The 231-nt window shown below is 54.5% G+C and carries 1 rRNA gene; it reads left to right on the top strand.

Annotation, left to right across the window (positions count from 1 at the left end):
- Positions 1-231 (top strand): 16S ribosomal RNA (locus FHC48_RS23920); the annotation flags it as partial.

The raw sequence follows: 231 nt of genomic DNA, 5'->3' as shown, positions 1-231 counted from the left end.
GAATATTGCACAATGGGCGCAAGCCTGATGCAGCCATGCCGCGTGTATGAAGAAGGCCTTCGGGTTGTAAAGTACTTTCAGCGGGGAGGAAGGTGTTGAGGTTAATAACCTCAGCAATTGACGTTACCCGCAGAAGAAGCACCGGCTAACTCCGTGCCAGCAGCCGCGGTAATACGGAGGGTGCAAGCGTTAATCGGAATTACTGGGCGTAAAGCGCACGCAGGCGGTCTG

Source organism: Enterobacter sp. EC_50 (assembly GCF_019584525.1).
Classification (GTDB): Bacteria; Pseudomonadota; Gammaproteobacteria; order Enterobacterales; family Enterobacteriaceae; genus Enterobacter; species Enterobacter roggenkampii.
Note: the sequence above shows the minus strand (reverse complement) of the source record. Positions and strands in the feature narration are given on the sequence as shown.